Origin of the sequence: Thioalkalivibrio sp. ALgr1, from assembly GCF_000378285.1 — a bacterium.
Taxonomy (GTDB): domain Bacteria; phylum Pseudomonadota; class Gammaproteobacteria; order Ectothiorhodospirales; family Ectothiorhodospiraceae; genus Thioalkalivibrio.
Genome location: NZ_KB905132.1, coordinates 78,445 through 100,566, shown reverse-complemented (window position 1 = coordinate 100,566; position 22,122 = coordinate 78,445). Strand labels below are relative to the sequence as shown.

Genomic DNA, 22,122 nt, shown 5'->3' with positions numbered 1-22,122 from the left:
GGTGGTGCGGATGCCCGTGCGAGCGGATCAGTGCGACGGATGGCGGACCTTGTCACCCTCGCGCAGGGTGCGGTCGGACTCCGTGACCAGGATGTAGGAGACCTTCTCGAAGGTCTGGAACACCATCACCGTTCCGACCGATTCCTCGGGCAAGGTCACGACCTCGTTCGCCCGGTCGCTGATCGGGTCGCGAACCTGGCGGCCGGCGGTGTAGGCGGTCATCACCTGGCCGTTCTCGATGCCGTCACGCTCGCCACGGTTGATGATCGCAGCCTGGAGCTGGCCGATCTGGCTGATCGCGTCGAACAGGGAGATGATCGTGCCCTCCAGGTCTTCTGGCGGACGTCCGATCTCGAACAGCATGTCCTGTTCATCGGCATAGGGGACCAGGCGGTCGCCACGGATGGCTTCGCGCTCACCCTTGCGGATGTTTGCGCGTGCCACGTTGCCGGGCTCGACGATCTCGGCCTCGCCAATCGGCAGGGTCGCAATGCCCAGGTTCTCGCCGGTGTCCGGGTCCACCAGCTCGCCGTCACGACGCACGATGTGATAGAGGTCGTATTGCTGGGTGTCTTCGGCATTGCGCACGTAGACGCGGTCGCCCGGGCCGAAGATCACGCGCTCATCCTGCGAGGCCAGGATGTAGGGGGCGTTGTCCAGCGTCTCGTCGTCCAGCACCTGCGGACGGAACATGAACGACTGCAGCGTGGAGATCGGGGTCGCATCCTCATCGCGATCGACTACGCGAATCTCGGGCGACAGACGCTTGGTCGGGCGAACGCGCGGGCCGCCATCCACGGTGATGCGCGGTTCGCCGTCCACGTAGTAGATGCTGAGTACGTCGCCCGGATAGATCAGATGCGGGTTCTCGATCTCGGGGTTCACCAGCCAGATCTCCGGCCAGTACCACGGATCGCGCAGGAACATCGCGGCGATGTCCCACAGGGTGTCGCCCTCGCGGACCACGTAGCGTTCGGGAGCGGATTCGCGGATCTCGGGTTCCGGCTCCGGGGTCTCGGCGGCCCGGTCGGTTTCGCGGGAGGTGTCCTCGCTGCGGGCCGTTTGTGTGGCCTCGGTGTCCTCGGCGGTGGCAGCCCCCTCTTCGGTCTGGGTGGCTGCGCAGGCGCCGAGCAACAGCGTTACACTGAATAAAATGCCCGGCAGAACGAAGGTCGTGGTCGCCCTGGTCTTGTACATTGCTGTCCCCTGTCAGATCCGCGCGCTCCCCGAGCCTTCTTTTGCTTTAGCCCGGCCCCATGCGGATGACGCAATTCCGCGGATATTGCGGTCCAACGTTAGCAGAATTGCGGCATCTGTACAGTACAAAGTTTGAGGTTTTTCATGGCCAAGCGCGAAATACTGCATTTCCCGGATCCCCGCCTGCGTCTGCAGGCGGAGCCGGTCGAGACGGTGGACGACGAGGTCCGCACTCTGGTCGACGACATGCTGGAAACCATGTACGACGCGCCGGGCATTGGTCTGGCGGCCACCCAGATCAACGTGCAAAAACGGGTGTTGGTGGCGGATGTCTCCGATGACCAGAGCGAGCCGCACGTGCTGATCAACCCCGAGATCCTCGAGACCTCCGGCGAGGAGGAGATGGACGAGGGCTGCCTGTCGGTGCCCGGATTCTACGAGCGGGTGCAGCGCGCCGACCGTATTCGTGTGCGTGCCCTCGGCCGAGACGGCCAGCCCTATGAGCTCGATATCGATGGCCTTCTGGCCGTGTGTATCCAGCACGAGATCGACCACCTCGACGGCAAGCTGTTCGTGGACTACCTCTCCAGCCTGAAGCGCAATCGCATCCGCAAGAAGCTGGAGAAGCAGGGCGCGCGGGCCGGCGCGGGAGACAAGGCCGCGGCGCCCGCCGTCTGATGAAGCAAGGCAACAAGGACGTGCCATTGCCGCGTGTGGTCTACGCGGGTACACCCGACTTCGCGGTCCCTGCGCTGGAGGCCCTGATCGAGCGCGGCCCGAGGCCCGTGGCCGTCTACACCCAGCCGGATCGCCCGGCGGGGCGGGGGCGCCAACTGCGCCCGAGCCCGGTCAAGGTCGCCGCCGAGGCGGCCGGCATCCCGGTGCTGCAGCCGGAATCCCTGAAATCGCCCGAGGCCCAGGCCGAACTGGCCGCCTGGCGCCCGGATATCCTGATCGTAGCGGCCTACGGGTTGATCCTGCCGCGAACGGTGCTGGAGATCCCGGGCCGGGGCGGGCTGAACATCCACGCCTCGCTGTTGCCCCGCTGGCGCGGTGCGGCACCGATCCACCGCGCGATCCTGGCCGGCGATACCGAGACCGGGGTCTGCCTGATGCAGATGGCGCCCGGCCTGGACACGGGCCCGGTGCACGCCTGTCGCTCGACCCCGATCACGGCGACGACGACCACCGGTGAGATGCACGATACGCTGGCCACGCTGGGCGCCGAGCTGCTGCTGGAGCGGCTGCCCGAGATCCTCGCGGGGCGTTCGCAGCCGGAACCACAGGACGATGCCGGCGCGACCTACGCGCACAAGCTGGAAAAGGGTGAGGCCTGGCTGGATTTTGCCCGCCCGGCGGTGGAGCTGGATCGCCAGGTGCGGGCCTTCAACCCCTGGCCGGTTGCCCAGGCGCGCTGGGGCGAGCAGGTGATCCGCGTGCATGCCGCGCGCCCTTTGCCCGGGCCGGCGGACCCGGAGCCGGGCACCATCCGAGCCGCGGGCCGTGACGGGGTGCAAGTGGGCACCGAACAAGGTCAGCTGCTTCTGGAGACCGTGCAGCTGCCGGGCAAGCGCCCGGTTGCGGCCGCGGACTGGGCCAATACTACGGCGCTGGTCGGGCAGCGCCTCGCGGGCGGCTGAGCGATGGCGGGCAAGCGCAACGGACGCATCGTACCCTCGCGGGTGGACTCGCGCTCCCCGCGCCAGCGGGCGCTGGAGGCGGCCGAGGGGGTCGTATTGCAGGGGCATTCCCTGACGCGCGCGGTCGAGCACGCAACCGAAGGGCTGAACGCCCGCGACGCGGCCTGGGTGCAGGCGCTGGCCTACACCACGCTGCGCTGGTATCCGCAACTGTCGGCGCTGGTAAACGGGTTCCTGGAGCGCCCGCTGCGCAAGAAAGACGCCGTGATCGGTGTGCTGCTGGCGCAGGGGCTGGCCGAGCTGATGCATTTCTCTACCCGTGACCACGCGGCCGTGCGCGAGACCGCGGAGCTGGCGCGGGCCATCCATCGCCCCGGTGCGGTGGGGCTGATCAATGCGGTACTGCGGCGCGCGCAGCGCGAACAGGATGCGCTGGAGGCGGCAGTCCGGGAAGACCCGGCGCTGCGTTATGCCGTTCCGGAATGGCTGCTGGAGGCGATCCGCGCCTCCTGGCCCGACGACTGGGAGGTGTTGCTGGAGGCGGCCACCCGTCCCGCACCTATGACCCTGCGCGTGAACCTGTCCCGCACCTCGCTCGAGGACGCCCTTGAGGCGCTGGTCGAGGCGGGGCACCCGGCACAGGCGCATCCTCAGCTGGAGGCAGCCCTGACACTGGAGGAACCCGCGGACGTCGCTCGACTGCCCGGTTTTGCCGAGGGCCGGCTCTCGGTGCAGGACGCCTCTGCGCAATGGGCGGCGGTCCTGCTCGATCCGCAGCCGGGCGAACGCGTGCTGGATGCCTGCGCGGCCCCGGGCGGCAAGACCGGTCATCTGCTGGAACGGGCGGGTGGTGATCTCCAGTTGACTGCGCTGGACAACGATGCCGAGCGATTTGTGCAGGTGCGCGAAAATCTCGACCGACTGGGCTTCGCCGCGCAACTGACCGCGGCCGACGTCGCCGACCCCGATGCCTGGTGGGATGGCCAGCCCTTCGATGCGATCCTGCTGGATGTGCCCTGCTCGGCGACCGGGGTGATCCGGCGTCACCCGGACATCAAGACCCTGCGTCGCGCCGACGACATCCCGCGCCTGGCGGCGGAGCAGGCGCGTATTCTGGAGGCGGCCTGGGGACTGCTGCGCCCTGGCGGGCGCCTGCTGTATGCGACCTGTTCGCTCCTGTCGGAGGAGAACGACGCGGTGGTCGCGGGCTTTCTCCAGCGCACGCCGGATGCGCGCGCGCTGGAGCCCGAGGGCGGCCCGCCGATCGCCGGCGCGCACGTACGCTCGGTCGGCTGGGCGCTGCCGCTGGGCCTGGAAGGCGGCGATGGCTTCTACTACGCGTTGTTGACAAAGGACTAGGGCATGCGCGCGGGGCGGTCGCCGATCGGATTCCTGCTGGCATGGTCGCTCGTGCTGGCGCTGGCCCCGGGTACGGCGCAGGCCCTGGAGATCCGCGACGCCCGGCACATGTGGATGGACGATGACACCCTGCTGGTGCGCCTTGTGCTAGATATGCGACTGCCGCAGGTGCTGGAGGATGCGCTGGCGAACGGGGTCACGCTGGAATTCGAGGCCGAGGCCCGGATCGAACGGGATCGCTGGCTGGGACGGGAGTCCGTGCAGCACGAGACACGCCGGGTCAAGCTGCAATATTTTGCGCTGAACCGCTACTACCTGGTAACCGACGTGAACGACGACCGGATGGAGCTCAAACCGACCCTGGGCGATGCCCTGGAGTATGTGGCCCGCCGACTCGGGCGCCTGCCGATGCACGGCGTCCCGGGGGCGGTGCGCGAGCGGCCGGAGGACTACAACATGGCCGCGCGGTTGTTGCTCGTGTATTCGGCGCTGCCCTTGCCGCTGCAGCTGGATGCCGGTCTGCGCGGTGACCTCACCACCCGGCGGGAGTGGCATCGATGGTCCCTGGACTAGGGAAACGCTGGCCAATGTACACGCTCGCTGCTTCGTCGCTTTTGCGTGCGAACAAGGCGCGGCAACTGCCGTGCAGTCATTCTGCACAAGGGAGCCGCAACGCCGTGCGCATGCCCGTTTTTGATAACAACGGGCGGCCGAGCCCCGGCATTCAATCGCTTGCGGGGTTGGTACCCCAGGTTCCCCGATCCTGCGTTGCGCCACTTGCCGGTAGAACCATTACCGGCTGCACGGCGAGCCTTGTCTCGGAAAACCTGGGGTGCCAACGCGAGTGTGTACATTGATCAGCGTTTCCCTAAGACGCTTCCCATGGGGCCTGCTGGGCATGGGCCTGCTGTTCCTGCTGCTGCTGACCTCGCTGGTGGTCATGGGCGGGGCGGCGCAGGACCAGGCCCGCTTCGAGCAGCTGTTCCTGTGGCTGCTGGTATTCCACGCCGCAATCCTGCTGGTGCTGGGGGGGCTGATCGTCCACCAGTTCGTGCGCATGGTCGCCCAGTATCGCCAGGGGGTGCCCGGCAGTCGCCTGACGCTGCGGCTGGTCGGGGGGTTCATGCTGGTCGCGGTGCTGCCGGTATCGGTCGTCTATTACTTCTCCTTCGAGTTCCTGAACGAGGGCGTGGACTCCTGGTTCGACGTGCGCGTGGACTCCGCGCTGGAGGATGCCCTGGAGCTGTCGCGTTCGTCGCTGGATCTGCGCGTGCGCCAGCTGGCGACCGAGACGCAGGAGATGATGAGCGAGCTGGAAGGGGTCTCGGAGGGTCTGGTTCCGCTGGCGTTGAATGACTACCGCCGTCAGGTTGGGGCCCAGGAGTTGACGCTGGTCGGCTCCAACAACCGCATCATTGCCTCGTCCACCGACAGCCCGATCCGCCGCCTGCCGAGTCCCCCCGGGGCCGATATCCTGATGCGGGTGCGCCCGGAGCAGCCGTATTCGCGACTTGAGCCGCAGACCGACGGCTCGCTGGTGATTCGCGTGGTGGCGACCACCAGTAGTCGAAGACCGGGGGCGGAGAACCGCATCCTGCAGGGGATTTATCCGGTCGATCCGCGCATGTCGGCCCTGTCACAACGCGTGGAGGATGCCTTTGCCGGCTACCGCGAATTCGCCTACCTGCGCGGCCCGATCATCCAGGGCTTTATCTTTACCCTGTCGCTGGCGCTGGCGATCTCGCTGATGGCGGCTCTGTGGGCCGGGCTTCTGGTGGCCAGGCGCATGGTGCGTCCGATCTCCGATCTGGTGCAGGGGACGCGCTCGGTCGCGGCTGGCGACTATTCCACCCGGCTCGCGGTGCAGCGGGCCGACGAGCTGGGCTTTCTGGTGCAGTCGTTCAATGCGATGACGCGCACGCTGAACGAGGCGCGTGACGAGGCCGAACGCAACCGCCGCCTGCTGGATGCCGAGCGCGCCTACCTGGAGAGCGTCCTGCAGCACCTGCGTTCCGGCGTGCTCGCGCTGGATGGCAGTCTGCGCCTTCGCACCGCGAACGAGGCCGCCGGCCAGATCCTGGAGTGCGACCTGCAGGGCGCCCGCACGCGTCCGATCTCCGAGCTGGGCGCCGAGTGTCCGCTGGTCGGGCAGTTCTTCGAGGCGATCAACGATGCCCTGGCGCGCCAGGAAGACGAGTGGTCGCGGCAGGTTGTCGTGTTTACCCGTTCAGGGCGCAAGGTGCTGATGACGCGTGCCGTATGGCTGCCAACCTCGGGCTCCAGCCGCGGCCTGCACGCGATCGTGTTCGATGACATGACCGAGTTCCTGAAGGCGCAGCGCGACGCGGCCTGGGGCGAGGTGGCGCGGCGTTTGGCACACGAGATCAAGAATCCGCTGACCCCGATCCAGCTCTCCGCCGAGCGTCTGTCGCGCCGGCTGGGCAAGGTCCTGGACGGGGCGGATCGCGAGGTCTTGGATCGCGCGACCGGTACGATCATCCAGCAGGTGGAGGCGATGAAGACGCTGGTCAACGCCTTCCGCGATTACGCCCAGGCCCCGCGCCTGGAACTGGGATCGGTGGACCTGAACCAGCTGATCCAGGATGTCTGCGAGCTGTATGTCGATTCCGACGGCCATTCCCGTGTACAGACCGACCTGGAGTCGGGCCTCCCCGGGATTCGGGGCGACGCCGGACGCCTGCGACAGCTGCTGCACAACCTGATCAAGAACGCGCTGGAGGCCGGCAAGGACCAGGAGGCGTTCGTGGTGCATATCGCGACCGCCTATCTCGACGATCCGACCGGACCCCATATCGAGCTGCGGGTGACCGACACCGGCCCGGGTATCAAGCCCGAGTTGCTGGAACGCATCTTCGAGCCCTACACCACCGACAAGCCGCGTGGAACCGGTCTCGGTTTGGCGGTCGCGCAGAAGATCGTCGAGGAACATGGCGGCATGATTGAGTGCCATAATGAACCGGCGGGCGAAGGTGGGGCGGTTTTCCGCATTCGCATCCCGGTCGAACATACCCCGCAGGCCCTGGCCCACGAGGAACCGGAATGAGCGAACCCTACGTACTGGTCGTCGACGACGAACCGGATATCCGGATGCTGTTGCAGGATGTCCTCGAGGACGAGGGCTATCAGGTGGCGCTGGCCGGCTCGGTGGCCGAGGCCAAGGCTCAGCGCCGTAGTCGCCGGCCGGATCTGATTCTCCTCGACGTCTGGATGCCGGATGGCGACGGGATCTCCCTGCTCAAGGAGTGGGGCGACGACGAGGGTCTGCCCTGTCCGGTGGTGATGATCTCCGGCCACGGCAATGTCGAGACCGCCGTCGATGCCACGCGCCTGGGGGCCTACGACTTCATCGAAAAGCCACTGTCGATCGACAAGCTGCTGATCACGCTGAACAACGCCCTGGAGGCCGCCCGCCTGCAGCGCGAGAACGTGGGCCTGAAACGCCATGCCGGCACGGTCGCCGACCCGGTGGGCGGCAGTGCGGTGATGGTGAACCTGCGCGACCAGGTGCAGCGCATGGCGCAACACGACACCTGGGTGCTGATTACCGGCGAGCCCGGGGTGGGCAAACAGACCTTCGCCCGGCTGCTGCATGCGCGCAGCGCCCGTCGGGACAGTCCGTTCATCGTGGTCTCGGTCGGTTCGCTGTCGGGCGACGAGGCCGTGGCCGAGCTGTTCGGAAGCGAGCAAGGCGATCGTGTGCGCTATGGGCTGCTCGAGCAGGCCGCCGGTGGCGTGCTGTTTCTCGACGAGGTCGCGGAGATGGATATGCAGACGCAGGGGCGCCTGCTGCATGCCCTGGATACCCAGCGCATTACCCGTATCGGCGGCGATCAGCCGATCAGCGTCAACGTGCGGGTGATTGCCGCCAGCCAGCATGACCTTGGCGCGGCGGTGGAGCAGGGCCGGTTTCGCGAGGACCTGTACTACCGGTTGAACGTCCTCCCGCTGGCCATCCCGCCGCTGCGCGAGCACGCGGAGGACATCCCGGAGTTGCTGGACTACCATATGCGCCATCTGCACCAGCAGGAAGGCCTGCCGATGCGGCTGTTCCAGCGTCCGGCGCTGGAGCGGCTGCAGCAGTATCAGTGGCCCGGCAACGTGCGCGAGCTGCGCAACCTGGTGCAACGGCTGATGATCCTCGGCTCCGGTGACGAGATCACCCGCGACGAGGTCGAGCGCACCCTGACCGGCCAGCCGCAGCGCGGTGAGGAGTTCGAGGAGGGGGCACTGGCGATCCCCGACCTGCCGCTGCGCGAGGCGCGCGAGCAGTTCGAGCGCGAGTATCTGATCCAGCAACTGGAGCGCTCGGAAGGCAACATGACACGGCTGGCCGAGCGGGTGGGGCTGGAGCGCACCCACCTCTATCGCAAGTTCAAGGCACTGGGCATCGATCCAAAACGGGTGAAGGCCGACGGCTGAGACGCCAGCCTTCGTTTCCCTGGCACGACGCCCTGACATCTCCGGGACGGGAGACGCATGAAGCACATCATCATCCTCGGCGCCGGGCAGGTGGGCCAGTCATTGGCCGAGGCCCTGAGCGCCGACGGCATCGACATCACCATCGTCGACTCCCGCGGCGAGCGCCTGGCCGAGCTGGAGGACCAGTTCGACATCAAGACGGTGAACGGCTTCGCCTCGCACCCGAGCGTGCTGGAGGCCGCCGGGGCACAGGATGCCTCGATGGTCATCGCGGTGACCGACTCCGACGAGGTGAACATGATCGCCTGTCAGGTTGCCTCGACCCTGTTCAACGTCGAAACCAAGATCGCCCGTGTGCGCTCACGGGATTACCACGAGACCCCGGAGCTGTTCGCCCAGGATGCGATGCCGGTGGACATGCTGATCTCGCCGGAGGCGATCGTCACCCGTCACATCCACCGCCTGATCGAGCATCCGGGCTCGCTGCAGGTGCTGGAGTTTGCCGAGGGGCTGGTCTCGCTGGTCGGCGTGCGCGCCTACTACGGTGGGCCGCTGGTCGGGCACGAGCTGAAGAACCTGCAAAGCGACATGCCCGGCATCCACACGCGGGTCGCGGCGATCTTTCGCCAGAACCGCTCCATCCAGCCGGATGGCAGCACCGTGATCGAGGCCGACGACGAGGTCTTCTTCGTCGCCGCGAAGAAGAACATCCGTGCAGTCACCTCGGAGCTGCGCAAGCTGGAAAAGCCCTACAAACGCATCATGATCGCCGGCGGCGGCAATATCGGCGAGCGCCTGGCGGAGACGCTCAGCAAGCGCTACCGGGTCAAGGTGATCGAGCGCGACCCGGATCGCGCCGACCACCTGGCGCGCTCGCTGCCCAGCAATGTGCTGGTCCTGCATGGCGACAGTGCGGACGACCGCTTCCTCGAATCGATCGGCATCGAGAACAACGACGTCTTCTGTGCGGTGACCAACGACGACCAGGCCAACATCTTTGCCGGCATGCTGGCCAAGCGCTGGGGCGTGCGCAAGGTGATGTCGCTGATCAACCGTCCGAGCTATGTGGACCTGCTGCAAAGCGGCACGATTGACGTCGCGATCTCGCCGCAGCAGGCGACCATCAGCGCGCTGCTGGCGCGCGTGCGCGAGGGCGGAACGGCCACCGTGCATACCCTGCGTCGCGGCGCCGCCGAGGCAATCGAGACGGTGGTGAACGGCGATGCCCGCACCTCCCAGGTGGTGGGGCGGCGGATCGAGGAGATCGACTTCCCCGAGGGTACGAGTGTGGGCGCGGTGGTGCGCGGCGAGGACGTGATCATCCCGCACCACGACACGGTGATCGAGGCCGGTGACCACGTGATCCTGTTCCTGACCGACCGGCGCAAGGTCAAGCAGGTGCAGCGCCTGTTCCAGCCCTCCGCGCTGTTCTTCTAGGTCGTACTGGCCGATGCTGCATTTCGCATCCACCGCCCGCCTGCTTGGGGTCCTGCTGACGCTGTTCAGCCTGACCATGCTGCCGCCGGCGGCGATCGGGTTTCTCTACGGCGAGTCCACCGCCTGGGTGTTCCTGCAGGCGTTCGCGCTGCTGCTGCTGATCGGCGGGATCCTGTGGGGCTCGATGTACCGGGCGCGCAGCGACCTGCAGGTGCGCGACGGCTTCATCCTGGTCGTGCTGTTCTGGCTTGGGCTGGGGATTGCCGGGGCGGCGCCTCTGGTACTGGACCCGAACCTGCCGGTTTCGTTTACCGATGCGGTATTCGAGTCCATGTCCGGGCTTACCACCACCGGGGCGACGGTGCTCACCGGGCTGGACGACCTGCCGCGCGCGATCCTGTGGTATCGCCAGCAGCTACAGTGGCTGGGTGGCATGGGGATCATCGTGCTGGCAGTGGCGATCCTGCCGCTGCTGGGCGTGGGCGGCATGCAGCTGTTCAAGGCCGAAACCCCCGGCCCGATCCGTGACAACAAGCTGACCCCGCGCATTGCCGAGACCGCGCGCAACCTCTGGTACATCTACCTGGGCCTGACCGTGGCCTGCGCGCTGGCCTACTGGGCCGCCGGGATGGAGGCCTTCGACGCGGTCGGGCATGCGTTCTCGACCATCGCGATCGGGGGGTTCTCCACCTACGACGCCAGTATCGGGCACTTCGATTCGGTGGCGATCGAGACGGTGGCGATCGCGTTCATGATTCTTGGCGGGATGAACTTTGCGCTGCACTTCCTGGTGCTGCACCGCGCGACCTGGAAGCCGTACCGGCGTGACGAGGAACTGCGTACCTACCTGATCCTGCTGGTCTCCGCCGCCGTGATCGTGGTCGGCTACATGCTGTGGAGCGGCTTTGCCGCCGATACGAACGATGCCCTGCGACGGGGGATCTTCCACGTGGTGTCGGTGGCGACCACCACGGGCTTCACCACCGATGCGTTCTACCTGTGGCCGGGTTTTCTCCCGGTGCTGCTGATCTTCCTGTCGTTCATCGGGGCCTGCACCGGCTCCACCGGCGGCGGGATGAAGGTGGTGCGCGTACTGCTGCTGGTGAAGCAGGGGCTGCGCGAGATCAAGCGCCTGATCCATCCCCATGCCCGGATCGCGGTGAAGGTGAACGGCAAGGAAGCGCCCGACCGCGTGGTCCAGGCGGTCTGGGGCTTCCTCGCCGCCTACGTGATGGTCTTCGTGGTGATGATGCTGCTGATCATGGCCTCCGGGCTGGACCAGGTCACCTCGTTCTCCGCGGTGGCCGCGACCCTGAACAACCTTGGCCCCGGGTTGGGCGAGGTCGGGGCCAACTACGCCTCGATTAACGACTTCAGCAAGTGGGTGCTGGTGCTGGCGATGCTGATGGGCCGGCTGGAAATCTTTACCGTGCTGGTGCTTCTGTCGCCCGCCTTCTGGCGGCGTTAGCCTGACGATATCCAGAAGGAGGAGCTCCATGAGTGACATGATCGAACGCTTCCAGAACATGCTGGATGGCGGACAGGACTCCGCGATGCTGCGCTTTTCGCTGGGCAACGCCCTGGCGACCGACGGCCAGAAGGAGGCCGCGATTCCGCACCTGGAACGCGCGCTGGAACTGGATGGCGGGTATTCCGCCGCCTGGAAGCTGCTGGCCAAGACCCTCGTTGACCTGGAGCGGCCGCAGGCCGCGCTGTCCACCTGCGAACGCGGCATTGCCATCGCCACCGAGAAGGGCGACCTGCAGGCGGCGAAGGAGATGGAGGTCTATGCGAAGCGCGCGCGCAAGCAGCTCGATGCGGGCGGGGGCGCATGAGCGAACAGGCCGGGGAGACCCGCTCGGGCCAGGAGGCAGGCGCCTATCAGGCACCGCTGACCGGCCGTCATTTCGCCCCGCGCTACTGGGGCAGCTGGCTGCTGCTGGGCGTCGCCTGGGTGCTGCAGGAGATACCGCGCCCGGCCGTGCATGCACTGGCCCGGGGGCTCGGGCGACTGATCCGCAAGGGCGCCGGGCGCAGCCGCGCGGTGGTGGAGTGCAACCTCGAGCTGTGTTTCCCCGAAATGACCCCGGCCGAGCGCGAGAAGCGCATGGAGGCCTACTACCGCTACCAGGCGCAGACGGTGCTGGACTACGGCCTGCTCTGGTTCGGCAAGCCCGGCCAGCACGCCGCGCGCATCCGCATCGAGGGGCTGGAACACTACGAGCGCCTGCAGGCGGCCGGTACGCCGGTGATCGTCCTCGCCCCGCATTCGCTGGCGCTGGACTACGGCGGCGTGCGCATGAGCCAGATGTACGACGGTGTGTCGTTCGCCAAGCCGATGAAGAACCCGGTGCTGGAGTGGATTAACCACCGCAGCCGCACACGCTACTCGGGCGACATCTTCGCCCGTGAGCAGGGCCTGCGTCCGGCCATTCGCCAGCTTCGCCGCGGCCGTTTCTTCTACTACCTGCCGGACGAGGATCTGGGGGCCGAGGGAGCGGTGTTCGTCGACTTTTTTGGGGTACCCAAGGCGACGCTCACTGCGCTGGGACGCCTGGCGCGCATGTCGAAGGCGGCCGTGCTGCCCAGCTTCGCCTGGTACGACTCGGTGGCGGACCAGTACGTGATGCGCCTGTGGCCCCCGCTCGAGGGCTTCCCTAGCGGCGATGACCATACGGATGCCCGGCAGATGAACCAGGCCATCGAACGCGGGGTCACACAGGCCCCGGCCCAGTACCTGTGGTCCATGCGCCTGTTTCGCACCCGTCCCGAGGGCGAGCCCCCGCTCTATCCCAGCCGCAAGCGCTGATCGTCCATCCGCGATGCCCGAGGGCGATACCATCCACAAGCTGGCCCGGGCATTGGGTCCGCTGCTGACCGGCGCCGCGCTGGAGGCCGTGTCGACCCGGTCCCGGCGTGGTGCGGCACTGGTGGAGCATGGGGCCATGGCTGCGCGTGGCGTGAGCGCGCGCGGCAAGCATCTGCTGATCGAGCTGGACGACGCCGCGGGCCGCGCCTGGCAGCTGCGCACGCACCTGGGCATGTACGGGACCTGGCACCAGTATGCGCCGGGGGCCGTCTGGCACAAGCCGGAGTATCAGGCCTGGGCCGTGCTGCGGCTCGCGGACCGGGTGCTGGTCTGTTTCCATCCGCGCGAACTCGCCTGGCAACCCCGGCCGGAGGGGCGCGGCGACCCGGAGCGACTGGATGCGCGCGTGGGGCCGGATCTGCTGGACCCGGAGGTGGACCTGACCGCAGTCGTCCGGCGTATCCGTGCCCGCAGCGACCCCGCGCGACCCATTCTGGATGTGCTGCTGGATCAGTCGCTGGCGTCCGGCATCGGGAACATCTACAAGTCGGAGGTGCTGTTCCTGCACGGACGACATCCACTCGACCCGGTCGGCGCGATCACGGATGACGAGCTCCTGGCGCTCTATTGCGAAGCGGCGCGCCTGCTGCGACGCAACCTCAAGCCGGGCCCGCGTATCACGCGCGCGCGGGCCGAGACGGACGAGTACCTGAACGTGTACGGACGCAGCGGGCAGGCCTGCCGCACCTGCGGGACACCGGTGGAGCGGGCGCTGGCGGGCGAGCACCTGCGCTCCACCTACTGGTGTCCGTCCTGTCAGCCGGGGAAACACGGATGAATGCACACGCTCGCGTTGGTGCCCCGGGGAACCCGGCGGCGGGTACGGGCCACCAACGGGTACGGACCTAACGAGGGCAGGGACATGGACAAGCGATACCCGGGGCGGTTGCTGGCGGCCCCGTTGCTGGGCGGGCTTCTGGTGGCCTGCGGGGGTTCGGCCGGGATCGCGGCCGAGGAATTCTCCACCGCCGACGGCGAGCTGCGGGGCGAAGTCCTGCACTCGGGGCTCAATCACCCTTGGGCGATTGCCTTTCTGCCGGATGGCGGGGCGCTGATCAGCGAGCGGCCCGGGCAGCTGCGCTATTTCCCCGACGCGGAGAACCTCGAGGGGCGCGGCGAGATGGTGTCCGGCCTGCCGGACGACCTGGTTGCGAATAACCAGGGCGGGCTGCTGGATCTGGCCCTGCACCCGGATTACGAGGACAACGGCTGGCTGTACTTCACTTATTCCGCGCAGGTGGAGGGCGGTCAGACGACGCGCCTGGCCCGCGGGCAGTTCACGGACGGGGCGCTGGAGGAGGTCGAAGTGCTGTTCTCCGCCGAGCCGGCGGCCCGCGGCGGGCGTCACTTCGGCTCGCGCATCGTGTTCGACGACGAGGGCTATGTGTACGTCAGCATCGGCGATCGTGGTGACCAGGATCGCGCCCAGAAGAAGGACGACCATGCCGGCAGCATCGTGCGCCTGCACGATGACGGCTCGGTACCCGACGACAACCCGTTCCTCGACGAGGATGGCGCCCATCCCGAGCTTTGGGTGATCGGCGTGCGCAACCCGCAGGGGATGGTGATCGATCCCGAGACCGGCACCTTCTGGCAGAACGAGCACGGGCCGCGCGGTGGCGACGAGGTGAATATTATCGAGCCCGGCCTGAACTACGGCTGGCCGGTGATCTCGCATGGCGGCGCCTACTCCGGCGGCCCGATCGGTACCGGCGAGTCCGAGAAGGAGGGGATGGAGTCCGCCATCCACTACTGGACGCCGGCCATTGCCCCGTCCGGCATGGCGATCCTGCGTGATTCCGCCTTTGCCGCCTGGGATGGCGATCTGCTGGTGGGTGGCCTGCGGGGCCAGACCCTGCGCCGGCTGACCTTCGAGGGCCGCGAGCTGGTCAACGAGGAAGACCTGCTCCCCGATCTTGGCCGCCGCATCCGCGATGTGCGCGTGCACGATGGCGCGATTTACGTGCTGACCGACCACAACCCGGGCGAGCTGATCCGGCTGACCCCGGCCGATCCCGGCTGACGAATCCACGTTTCCGGAAGGAGCCCTTGTGATGTTTGCGTTTTCCGAGCCGCGCATGCCCGCGCCCGAGGAGGCCCTGCCCGGGCGCGACGAGCCGCTGCCGGTCCCGCCGCGGCACATGGTGCTGGGCACGCCGCTGGCGCCGCCCTATCCGGACGGCATGCAGGTGCTGCATGTGGGCATGGGCTGCTTCTGGGGTGCGGAGCGGCTGTTCTGGCAGATCGACGGCGTGTATTCGACCAGTGTGGGTTATGGCGGCGGCTATACCCGCAACCCGACCTACCGCGAGGTCTGTTCCGGGCAGACCGGGCACACCGAGTTGGTGCGTGTCGTGTTCGACCCGGCCCGAGTGTCGATCGATACGCTGTTGCGGGTGTTCTGGGAGGGACACGACCCGACCCAGGGCATGCGCCAGGGCAATGATGTCGGCACGCAGTACCGCTCCGCGATCTATGTGGAATCGGCCGAACAGCAGGCGGCGGCCGAGGTCAGCCGCGAGCGCTACCAGGCGGCGCTGGATGCCGCAGGGCGTGGCGCCATCACCACGGAGATCCAGCCACTGGACGCCTGGTACTTTGCCGAGGACTACCACCAGCAGTACCTGGCCAAGGTGCCTAACGGCTACTGCGGTCTGGGTGGGGTGGGCGTGTCCTATCCCTCGGGCTGAGGGTTCCTCCGTCTGCTATCCGCGGCCGGAAGAGCCGAAGCCGCCGACGCCACGGGCGCTCTCCTCGAAGTCCTCGACCACGCGAAAGCGCGGCTGGACGACCGGGACGATGACCAGCTGCGCCAGGCGTTCGCCGACCTCCAGGGTGTAGGCGTTCGCGCCCCGGTTCCAGCAGGAGACCATCAGTGGCCCCTGGTAGTCGGCGTCGATCAGGCCGACCAGGTTCCCCAGCACCAGGCCGTGCTTGTGACCTAGCCCGGAGCGGGGCAGGATCATCCCGGCGTAGCCCGGGTCCTCGATATGGATCGAGAGCCCGGTCGGGATCAGTTCGGCGGCGCCCGGCTCCAGCGTCAGCGGCGCCTCGGTCATCGCGCGCAGGTCGACGCCGGCCGAGCCGTTGGTGGCCGGGGCGGGCAGCGGGAAGTCCGCGCCCATGCGCGGGTCCAGGATCTTCAGGTCAATCTCGGGGGCGGGCATTCGGGGTTCCTTGATCCGTTTCGCATTCGGTCAGGCGCTCGACGATCAGCTCGATCAGCGCCCGGGCCAGCTGGGTCTTCGGCTGGCTGGGGAGCCGGCGCTCGCCACCCTCCCAGAGGCACAGCAGTTCGTTGTCGGGTGTGCCAAAGGCGCGGCCCTCGCCGACCCGGTTGGCGGCGATCAGGTCGAGCCCCTTGGCGCGGCGCTTGGCCTCGGCATGTTCGCGCAGGTGCTCGGTCTCGGCCGCGAAGCCGACCAGGAACGGGCGTCGGGGGAGCGAGGCCGCTTGTGTTGCCGCCTCAGCCAGGATGTCCCGGGTGCGCTCCAGCGCCAGGTGCATCACCGGGTCGGACTTCTTGATCTTCTGTGCCTGTGGTTCGGCCGGGCGGTAGTCGGCTACGGCCGCGGCCGCGATCAGGATGTCGGTCTCGGGCAGTCGCTCCATCACCGCGGCGTGCATGGCGGCCGCCGTTTCCGTGGCGATGCCTGCGACGCCCGCGGGCACGGCCTCGGCCGTCGGCCCATGCACCAGGGTCACGTGTGCGCCCGCATCGCGTGCCGCCGCGGCCAGGGCAAAGCCCATGCGCCCGGAGCTGCGGTTGCCGATAAAGCGCACGGGGTCGATCGGCTCGAAGGTGGGGCCGGCGGTAATCAGTACGTGACGCCCGGCCAGAGGGGCGTGTGCCGGCTGCAGCAGCTCCCGCGCGATCGCGGCGGGCTCGCGCATGCGACCCTCGCCCTGCTCGCCACAGGCCTGGTCGCCGCTGTCCGGCCCGATCAGGGTCACGCCGCGCTCGCTCAGGGTCGCGATATTGGCCTGCGTGGCCGGGTGGGCCCACATGCGATGGTTCATCGCCGGTGCCAGGGCGACCGGCGCGGTGGTGGCCAGCAGCAGCGTACTCAGCAGATCGTCCGCCAGGCCCTGGGCGTAGCGGGCGATCAGGCTGGCGCTGGCCGGGGCGACCACGATGCGGTCCGCCCAGCGTGCCAGGGCAATGTGATCCATGCCGGATTCCGCCTCGGCATCCAGCAGCTCGGTGCGCACCGGCGCGCCGGACAGGGCATGGAAGGTCAGCGGGGTCACGAAGGCGCGGGCGCCGGCCGTCATCACCACGCGCACCTCGCAGCCGGCGCGCTTCAGCTCGCGCACCAGCTCGCAGGCCTTGTAGGCGGAGATGCCGCCGCTGACGCCGATCAGAATCCGTGGCTGGTGGTCGTGGTGGTCCGTCATGCAGCGAATTCTACCCGGTTCCCTTGTCCTGGCGCGCGGAGACACCGGCGGTCAGGGCATAGCGCATCGCGTCCTCCAGCGAGAGATCCAGTGGCTCGATGCGGTCGCGCGGCAGCATCAGGGTGTAGCCGCCGATCTGGTAGCTCATCGGCATGTAGACCGCGATCGTCTCCGGGCCACCCAGGTTTTCCGGAAGCCCCTCGAAATCCTCGCGGGTGACAAAGCCGACCAGCTTGAAGTCGCTGCCCGGAAAGGTCACCAGCACGGCCTGCCCGAAGCGCTGATGGATGTCGCCGGAAAGGAGATTCGTTACGTCGCGCACGGTCCCGTGGATGGTCTTGACTACCGGGATGCGCTGCATCAGCGATTCCACCCAATCGAACAGGCCGCGCACCACATAGGCCTGCAGCAGAACGCCCAGCGCGAACACGAGCCCCAGCCCGGCCAGGATGCCCAGGCCCGGGAAATACAGGGCATCGGGCAGGATCGCGCGCAGCAGCCCGCCCAGCACCGTCTCCGCCGTGGTGCCCAGCCACCAGAGCAGGGCCAGGGTGATGACCAGGGGCAGGATGGCCGCCAGGCCGGTCAGGAAGGTCCGGGAAATCTTGCGCACCTGCAGTCTCCATCCTAGGGAAACACTGATCAATGTACACGCTCGCGCTCGAGTCGCTTTTGCGTGCGAACAAGGCGCGGTGAGCGCAGTGTAGCCGAGCTACATAAGCGAGCCGCAACGCCGTACGCACGCAAAAGCGGCCGAGCCCCTGCTGTTCAATGGTTTGTGGGGTTGGCACCCCAGGTTCCCCGATCCTGCGTTGCGCCGCTTGCGGGTAGAACCACCACTACCCGCTGCACGACGCTCCTTGTCTCGGAAAACCTGGGGTACCAACGCGAGCGTGTACATTGATCAGTGTTTCCCTGGGGGGAGGCCCCGATGCTATCAGTTTCGGCCGCGTAGGCGGCGCAGCGCACTTTGCGGCGGCTGGCGGGTCTATTCTTCACGATCGGGAATAGTCGGGGGTGATTGCCATGCAGGGATGGAAACCATTGGGTGTGGTGCTGGCGAGCCTGGCGATGGCATTGGTCTTGACCACGTCGTCGCCTGCTGGCGAGCCGGCGGCGCCCGAGGACTACGAAATGCAGCCCGAGGCCGTGGCCCCCGGGGTCTACGCCGTGATGACATCGGCGCGCGATTTCCCCAGCCGCGAGAATCTCGGCTGGAACGCGAACATGGCGTTCGTGGTGACCGACGAAGGTGTACTCGTGTTCGATACTGGCTCGTCCGAGACCATGGGCGTGGCCCTGCGCGAGGCCATCCGCGAGGTGACCGATCAGCCCGTGCGCTGGATCGTGAACAGCCACAGTCATGGCGACCACTGGCTGGGCAATCATGCGTTCGCCGAAGACGAGCCGGAGATCATGGCCGGCCCCGAGGCCATCGAGCGTATGGAGGCGGAGGCCGAAACCTGGGTCGAGAACTTTCGCGAGATGACCGATGGCGCGACCGGCGATACCACACCATTGCTGCCGAACAAGCCCGTGGACGAGCGCGTCACGCGAGTCCTGGGCGGTACCGAGGTCGTCATCTTTCCCTCCGGCGGTGCCCACTCCCCGGGTGACCTGATCGTCTGGTTGCCGCAGACGAAGATCCTGCTGGCCGGGGATGTGGTGTACAGCGATCGCGCGCCCTCGGTCTGGGATGGCGATGTCGCGCAGTGGATCGAGCTGCTGGACGAGCTGATCGCGCTGGAGCCCGATGTGGTCGTGCCCGGCCACGGCCGGCTCGAGGGGGCGGAGACCCTGCCGCGCCTGCAGAACTATCTGGTCACCCTCTGGGATGCGATTGAGGAGGGCGTGGAGCAGGGGCTGGCCGACTTCGAGACCGTGCCGCTCGTGCGCGAGCGCATGGCGGACATCCTCGAGGACTACCCGGGCTTCGAGGACAAGATCGACCGCTCGGTCGCCACGACCTACCCCGACGTCGAGGCCGCGGTGTTTTGAGGCGCGTGGCCGGAGTCAGAACTGCCAGGTGGCGTGCAGCGAGCCGAACTCCGCCGCGCCCTTGGCCTGGCCGCTGAACTCCCGCGAACGCCACACATGGGTGTAGCCCAGGCGCACCCCGCCCACATGGAACACGAACCCGGCGGTCAGTTCCCCCACTGCTGGGTGCTTGTCCACCGAGGGCCCGTCGCGAAACAGCGGGCCGTCCAGGAACAGGTCATAGGCCATCAGCCGGGTATCTACCCCCGCGAACAGATAGCCGCCCATGGAGCCGACCGTCTCGAAGGTATGCGAACCCGATAGGGCCGGATTGATCCGAGGCGGGCCGTAGTCGCGTGGCAGGTTGCGGCCGGCGCGCACGATTGCACCGGCGTTGGCGAAGGTGAACGGGCTGCCCACGGTCGCGCCCCAGTGTGGCGTCAGGTCCCAGCCCCAGCCGCCCTCGGCGCGATGCGAGCGCCCGCGTAGCTGGCGCTCGTAGCCCACCATCAGGGTTGCCTCGTTACCGATCTGGTCGTCCCACCCCTGCGGTTGCGGTGCGCTGGACCAGCTGTGGACTTCCTTCTGTGTGCGGTCGGCCAGCGAGGCGGGCCCGACGGTGCCCACGGTGACCTGCAGGCGGTCCAGCCGGTCGCCGTGATCCTCGGCCAGGCTGAAGTTCAGATAAAGCCAGCCGGCGTAGGGGCGGTCGTCCGGGTCCGCGGGCGAGCGCTCGATGTCCTCCGGGGTGTACATGTTCTGGCCCAGGTGGATGGCCGATTTCAGGCGCCCGCGCTCCTCGCGATCGACGAAGTAGGGCAGGGCGTCCGCGACCCGCTGCAGCCAGGGGGGTACGCGCTCCTCGCTGCGCGTCCAGCCGATGCGGAAGCCATTGGTGTAGTAGCGGTCCTCACCGGCGAACAGGTCGTTCTCGAACTCGAAGTGCAGCGCGTCGACGCCGCGCTCGGCGGCGGCCGGCGCTGCTGCGAGACCCAGCGGGACGGCCAGCGCGCCGGCCAGGGCAAGGGCCGCTCTCCCCGGGCGGGTTTTCGGGGGCTTCCGGTATGATCGACGCATGGACCTCTCCAACCAGATCATCTTCCTGGCGGCCATTGTGCTGTTGGGCAGCATCCTTTCGAGCGTGATCACCTCGCGGCTGGGTGTGCCCCTGCTGCTGGTGTTCCTGGTGATCGGCATGCTGCTCGGGCCAGAGGGCCCGGGCGGCCTCGAGGTGGAGAATATCACCCTGGCCTATCTGGTCGGCTCGGCCGCGCTCGCGATTATCCTGTTCGACGGCGGGATGCGCACTCCTGCTCGCAATTTCCGCATCGGGCTGAAACCAGCCCTGGGGCTGGCCACGTTCGGGGTGCTCGTTACCTCGGGCCTGACCGGGGTCTTTGCCGTCTGGTGGCTGGGGCTGTCCTGGCTGGAGGGGCTGCTGCTGGGGGCGATTGTGGGGTCCACCGACGCGGCGGCGGTGTTCTCGCTGTTGCGCTCGCGCGGGCTCGAGCTGAAAAGCCGAGTCGGTGCCACGCTCGAGATCGAGTCCGGCTCCAACGACCCGATGGCGATCTTCCTGACCATCGTGCTGATCGAGCTGCTGCTGATGCCCGATCAGCAGTTCGGTGTGGTCGTCGCCATCGAGTTTGTCCAGCAGATGGGGCTGGGGGCCTTGTTTGGTGTAGCGGGCGGTTTCGCCCTGCTGGCGCTGATCAACCGGGTGCCGATGGCGGGCGGGCTGTACCCGCTGTTCGCGATGGCCGGGGCACTGGCCATCTTCGGCCTGACCGGGCTGGTGGGCGGCTCGGGCTTTCTGGCCGTGTACCTGGCAGGGCTGCTGATCGGCAACCGCCCGCTGGAGGCCTCGCAGAACATCAAGCGCTTCCACGACGGGATCGCCTCGCTGGCACAGATCGGCATGTTCCTGATGCTCGGCATGCTGGTGACGCCCTCGGGGCTGCCCCCGGTGGCACTGGATGCGGGGCTCGTCGCCGCGGTCCTGATCCTGGTTGCCCGGCCCCTGGCCGTATGGCTGTGCCTGTACCCGTTCCGCTTCCCGTGGCGCGAACAGGTCTTCATCGCCTGGGTCGGTCTGCGCGGCGCGGTACCGATCATCCTGGCGCTGTTCCCGCTGCTCGCCGGGCTGGAGCTGGCGGGCTACTTCTTCCACGTCGTGTTCTTCGTGGTGCTGATCTCGCTGCTGGTGCAGGGCTGGACCGTCGCGCCCTCGGCGCGCTGGCTGGGACTGGAGCTGCCCCCGACCACCGCGCGGGTGCAGCGCACCGAGCTGGACATCCCCGGACAGCAGGAGATGGAGCTGGTCGGCTATCGCCTGGCCGAGACCACGCCGGTGGTGCGCGAGGCGTGGTCGAACTTCCGCCTGCCGGGCAGTGCGCGGGTCGTGGCCCACCTGCGCGAGGGCAAGCTGCTGGACACGCTCGAGCTGCTCGATCTGCATGCCGGCGACCACCTCTACATCATGGTCGCCCCGGCCGATCTGCATGACCTCGACCGCCTGTTCGTCCCGCAGGACCAGGTGCCGGAACGCCTGACCGAGCAAAGTGTGTTCGGGGAGTTTGCCCTCAATGGCGACGCCCAACTCGGGGCGGTCGGCATGGCCTACGGCGCCCCGGTACCGCCCGAACACCAGGGCGACACCCTGGAGGACTACCTGCGTCGTGAACTCCAGGCCGAGCCGGTCGTCGGCGACGCCGTCGACCTTGGCCCGATGCGCCTGGTGATCCGCGAGATGGACGGCGCCCGCATCACCAAGGTCGGCCTGAAGCTGCGCCACTGATGCCGTCG

At 67.8% G+C, this 22,122-nt stretch carries 20 protein-coding genes; 15 read left to right on the top strand and 5 right to left on the bottom strand.

Features of this window, described 5'->3' with window-relative positions:
- Window positions 1–27: 27 nt before the first annotated feature.
- A complete protein-coding gene (locus F466_RS0100465) occupies window positions 28–1,197 on the bottom strand; it encodes a LysM peptidoglycan-binding domain-containing protein (protein WP_012983636.1) in 1,170 nt (389 codons plus the stop codon).
- A 144-nt stretch (window positions 1,198–1,341) separates the two neighbouring features.
- Here F466_RS0100465 and def point away from each other — a divergent pair, with 144 nt between their 5' ends.
- From def to msrA, 13 genes are all read left to right on the top strand, one after another.
- The gene (gene def / locus F466_RS0100460; protein WP_018138929.1) at window positions 1,342–1,875 is read left to right on the top strand and encodes a peptide deformylase; all 534 of its coding nucleotides are present in this window, start codon (window positions 1,342–1,344) and stop codon (window positions 1,873–1,875) included.
- Window positions 1,875–2,837: a methionyl-tRNA formyltransferase gene (gene fmt, locus F466_RS0100455; RefSeq protein ID WP_018993200.1), complete on the top strand. Its 963-nt coding sequence runs from the start codon at window positions 1,875–1,877 to the stop codon at window positions 2,835–2,837. The genes def and fmt overlap by 1 nt, the downstream gene beginning before the upstream one ends.
- A gap of 3 nt (window positions 2,838–2,840) precedes the next feature.
- On the top strand, window positions 2,841–4,196 hold the full coding sequence (rsmB, locus tag F466_RS0100450) for a 16S rRNA (cytosine(967)-C(5))-methyltransferase RsmB (protein ID WP_018993199.1): 1,356 nt from the start codon (window positions 2,841–2,843) through the stop codon (window positions 4,194–4,196).
- A gap of 3 nt (window positions 4,197–4,199) precedes the next feature.
- On the top strand, window positions 4,200–4,769 hold the full coding sequence (locus F466_RS0100445) for a DUF4390 domain-containing protein (RefSeq protein WP_018993198.1): 570 nt from the start codon (window positions 4,200–4,202) through the stop codon (window positions 4,767–4,769).
- A gap of 280 nt (window positions 4,770–5,049) precedes the next feature.
- Window positions 5,050–7,260 (top strand): ATP-binding protein, encoded by a 2,211-nt coding sequence (locus F466_RS0100440; protein ID WP_038056920.1) that lies wholly within the window; start codon window positions 5,050–5,052, stop codon window positions 7,258–7,260.
- Complete coding sequence (locus F466_RS0100435; protein WP_018138934.1) at window positions 7,257–8,636, top strand: sigma-54 dependent transcriptional regulator; 1,380 nt, start codon at window positions 7,257–7,259, stop codon at window positions 8,634–8,636. Before F466_RS0100440 ends, F466_RS0100435 begins: the two co-directional genes overlap by 4 nt.
- 57 nt (window positions 8,637–8,693) lie before the next feature.
- Window positions 8,694–10,073 carry a Trk system potassium transporter TrkA gene (gene trkA, locus F466_RS0100430; RefSeq protein ID WP_018138935.1) on the top strand — a complete coding sequence of 460 codons (1,380 nt, stop codon included), beginning with the start codon at window positions 8,694–8,696 and terminating at the stop codon, window positions 10,071–10,073.
- Window positions 10,074–10,086: 13 nt separating this feature from the next.
- Window positions 10,087–11,541: a TrkH family potassium uptake protein gene (locus F466_RS0100425; RefSeq protein WP_018138936.1), complete on the top strand. Its 1,455-nt coding sequence runs from the start codon at window positions 10,087–10,089 to the stop codon at window positions 11,539–11,541.
- Between the two features lie 28 nt (window positions 11,542–11,569).
- Complete coding sequence (locus F466_RS0100420) at window positions 11,570–11,908, top strand: tetratricopeptide repeat protein (RefSeq protein WP_018138937.1); 339 nt, start codon at window positions 11,570–11,572, stop codon at window positions 11,906–11,908.
- The gene (locus F466_RS0100415) at window positions 11,905–12,882 is read left to right on the top strand and encodes a lipid A biosynthesis acyltransferase (RefSeq protein ID WP_018138938.1); all 978 of its coding nucleotides are present in this window, start codon (window positions 11,905–11,907) and stop codon (window positions 12,880–12,882) included. The genes F466_RS0100420 and F466_RS0100415 overlap by 4 nt, the downstream gene beginning before the upstream one ends.
- A 13-nt stretch (window positions 12,883–12,895) precedes the next feature.
- Window positions 12,896–13,720, top strand: coding sequence for an Fpg/Nei family DNA glycosylase (locus F466_RS0100410; RefSeq protein WP_018993197.1), 825 nt, complete (start codon window positions 12,896–12,898; stop codon window positions 13,718–13,720).
- An 84-nt stretch (window positions 13,721–13,804) separates the two neighbouring features.
- Window positions 13,805–14,965 carry a PQQ-dependent sugar dehydrogenase gene (locus F466_RS0100405; protein WP_018993196.1) on the top strand — a complete coding sequence of 387 codons (1,161 nt, stop codon included), beginning with the start codon at window positions 13,805–13,807 and terminating at the stop codon, window positions 14,963–14,965.
- A gap of 31 nt (window positions 14,966–14,996) precedes the next feature.
- Window positions 14,997–15,632, top strand: coding sequence for a peptide-methionine (S)-S-oxide reductase MsrA (msrA, locus tag F466_RS0100400; protein WP_018138941.1), 636 nt, complete (start codon window positions 14,997–14,999; stop codon window positions 15,630–15,632).
- 15 nt (window positions 15,633–15,647) lie between these two features.
- Here msrA and dut read toward each other — a convergent pair whose 3' ends face one another.
- Genes dut through F466_RS0100385 form a run of 3 tightly spaced genes read right to left on the bottom strand, consistent with a single transcriptional unit; the run spans window position 15,648 to window position 17,953 of the window.
- The gene (gene dut / locus F466_RS0100395) at window positions 15,648–16,109 is read right to left on the bottom strand and encodes a dUTP diphosphatase (RefSeq protein WP_018993195.1); all 462 of its coding nucleotides are present in this window, start codon (window positions 16,107–16,109) and stop codon (window positions 15,648–15,650) included.
- Window positions 16,090–17,340 (bottom strand): bifunctional phosphopantothenoylcysteine decarboxylase/phosphopantothenate--cysteine ligase CoaBC, encoded by a 1,251-nt coding sequence (coaBC, locus tag F466_RS0100390; RefSeq protein WP_018993194.1) that lies wholly within the window; start codon window positions 17,338–17,340, stop codon window positions 16,090–16,092. Before coaBC ends, dut begins: the two co-directional genes overlap by 20 nt.
- A gap of 10 nt (window positions 17,341–17,350) precedes the next feature.
- The gene (locus tag F466_RS0100385) at window positions 17,351–17,953 is read right to left on the bottom strand and encodes a DUF502 domain-containing protein (protein ID WP_018138944.1); all 603 of its coding nucleotides are present in this window, start codon (window positions 17,951–17,953) and stop codon (window positions 17,351–17,353) included.
- Between the two features lie 437 nt (window positions 17,954–18,390).
- Between F466_RS0100385 and F466_RS0100380 the strand changes: the two genes are divergently transcribed.
- Entirely contained in the window at window positions 18,391–19,338 is a 948-nt protein-coding gene (locus F466_RS0100380) for an MBL fold metallo-hydrolase (RefSeq protein ID WP_018138945.1), read from the top strand.
- Between the two features lie 15 nt (window positions 19,339–19,353).
- Here the strand turns inward: F466_RS0100380 and F466_RS0100375 are convergent, their stop codons facing one another.
- Entirely contained in the window at window positions 19,354–20,394 is a 1,041-nt protein-coding gene (locus F466_RS0100375; RefSeq protein WP_018174878.1) for a lipid A deacylase LpxR family protein, read from the bottom strand.
- Between F466_RS0100375 and F466_RS0100370 the strand changes: the two genes are divergently transcribed.
- Window positions 20,393–22,114, top strand: a complete 1,722-nt coding sequence (locus F466_RS0100370; protein WP_018993193.1) for a potassium/proton antiporter — start codon at window positions 20,393–20,395, stop codon at window positions 22,112–22,114. The genes F466_RS0100375 and F466_RS0100370 overlap by 2 nt on opposite strands.
- Window positions 22,115–22,122 lie beyond the last annotated feature (8 nt).